A 1912-nucleotide genomic window follows, 5' to 3' on the forward strand; every position below is an offset into this window, starting at 1 on the left:
GACACATCCGCAACCTCCCCGACGATCAGTGCCGGAACCTGCTCGCCGCGTTCGACGCGTTGTGTTCGCTCGAGGAACTCGCCCGCGAACGGGCTCACTGAGTCCGGCGGGACCGGGATTCCGGCAGGACACGGGCAGTCTGATTCCGAACGCCGAATGCATCCCGCACGAGCGCACCGGTGGCGATGTAAATCCTCGAAATCCGTCCAGCCGGAATTCACCAAGGGGTCGCACATGTGGAGGAGTCGGTCTCGATCGCCGCGTGTACAGCGCACACTGGTTACATGACGAACTGGGCCGAGGTGGTGGAAGCAGTCGCGGACCTGCCGGAGGTCACCGAATCGACGTGGTACCGGACCCCGGCGCTGACGGTGCGCGGGCGCGGGTTCGCGCGGCTGTGTTCCGAATCGGAGGGCGCGCTGATGGTGCTGTGCGAGATGGCGAAGAAGAAGGAACTGCTCGCGTCCGGCGATCCGGCCTACTTCACCACAGAAAGCTACGACGGCTACGGCGCCATCCTCGTCGACCTCGACCGCGTCGACCCCGAGGAACTGCGTGACCTGCTGTTCGACGCGTGGCATCTCGCCGCGCCGGAAGCATTGCACGCGAGCGCACCGGCTGCACGGCGGGAAGATCGGACCCGACTAGACTAGGCCGACGTGGCCCACCCGATGATCGCTCCTTCCATCCTGTCCGCGGATTTCGCGCGCCTCGCCGACGAGGCCGCCGCCGTCGCCGGTGCCGATTGGCTCCACGTCGACGTCATGGACGCGCACTTCGTTCCGAACCTGACGCTGGGCCTGCCGGTCGTGCAGTCGCTGCTCGCCGCGACCGACATCCCGCTGGACTGCCATCTGATGATCGAGAATCCGGGCCGGTGGGCACCCCCGTACGCGGAGGCCGGCGCCCACAACGTGACCTTCCATGCCGAGGCCACCGACAACCCGGTGGCCGTCGCCCGCGACATCCGCGCGGTGGGCGCCAAGGCCGGGCTGTCGATCAAGCCGGGCACCCCGATCGAGCCGTACCTGGAAATCCTGAAGGAATTCGACACGCTGCTGGTGATGAGCGTCGAGCCGGGCTTCGGCGGTCAGTCGTTCATCCCGGACGTGCTCGGGAAGGCCCGTGCCGTCCGTCGCCTCGTCGACTCCGGGGAACTGACCCTGCTCGTGGAGATCGACGGCGGCATCAACACCGACACCATCGAGGCGGCCGCCGAGGCCGGTGTCGACTGCTTCGTCGCCGGCTCCGCGGTGTACGGGGCGGCGGATCCCGGCGAGGCCGTCCGCAAGCTGCGCGCCCAGGCCGGTGCCGCCTCCGCCCACCTGACCCTGGCCCCGTGACCGATTCGGCGCTGGTCGAGGCCCTGCGGCGTGCCGTCGACGCGTCGGAGGACGTGCGGGGACGAACCAGCCCGAACCCGCCGGTGGGCGCCGTCGTGCTCGACGCCGACGGCCGGATCGCCGGGGTCGGCGCGACCCAGCCCCCCGGCGGGCCGCACGCCGAGGTGATGGCGCTGCGCGCGGCAGGGGAGCGGGCCCGCGGCGGCACCGCCGTCGTCACCCTCGAACCGTGCAACCACACCGGCCGTACCGGCCCGTGCACCCGGGCGCTGATCGACGCGGGCATCGCGACCGTCTACTACTCGGTGCCCGACCCGAACCCGTCCGCCGCCGGGGGAGCCGCCGCGCTGCGCGCCGCCGGAATCGTCGTGCACGAGGGGCTCGGCGCGGATGTCGTCGCGGCCGGCCCGCTCCGGGCGTGGCTGCACCGCACCCGCACCGGGCGTCCGCACGTGACGTGGAAGTACGCGGCCACCTTGGACGGGCGCATCGCCGCCGCCGACGGCACCAGCCAGTGGATCTCCGGCCCGGAATCCCGCGCGATCGTGCACGCCGAGCGGGCCCGCCTC

The 1912-nt window shown here is 71.3% G+C and carries 3 protein-coding genes; all 3 read left to right on the top strand.

The genetic code is table 11. The features are described 5' to 3' along the window. The first annotated feature begins 284 nt into the window (after nt 1–284). Complete coding sequence (locus I0Q12_RS17570; RefSeq protein WP_197253117.1) at nt 285–653, top strand: MmcQ/YjbR family DNA-binding protein; 369 nt, start codon at nt 285–287, stop codon at nt 651–653. Nucleotides 654–659: 6 nt separating this feature from the next. Then, nucleotides 660–1343 (top strand): ribulose-phosphate 3-epimerase, encoded by a 684-nt coding sequence (gene rpe, locus I0Q12_RS17575; protein WP_197253118.1) that lies wholly within the window; start codon nt 660–662, stop codon nt 1341–1343. Then, on the top strand, nt 1340–1912 hold a 573-nt coding region (ribD, locus tag I0Q12_RS33125), incomplete at its 3' end, for a bifunctional diaminohydroxyphosphoribosylaminopyrimidine deaminase/5-amino-6-(5-phosphoribosylamino)uracil reductase RibD (RefSeq protein ID WP_307846324.1). The genes rpe and ribD, both read left to right, overlap by 4 nt.

Source organism: Rhodococcus sp. CX, from assembly GCF_015865005.1.
Lineage (GTDB): Bacteria > Actinomycetota > Actinomycetes > Mycobacteriales > Mycobacteriaceae > Rhodococcus.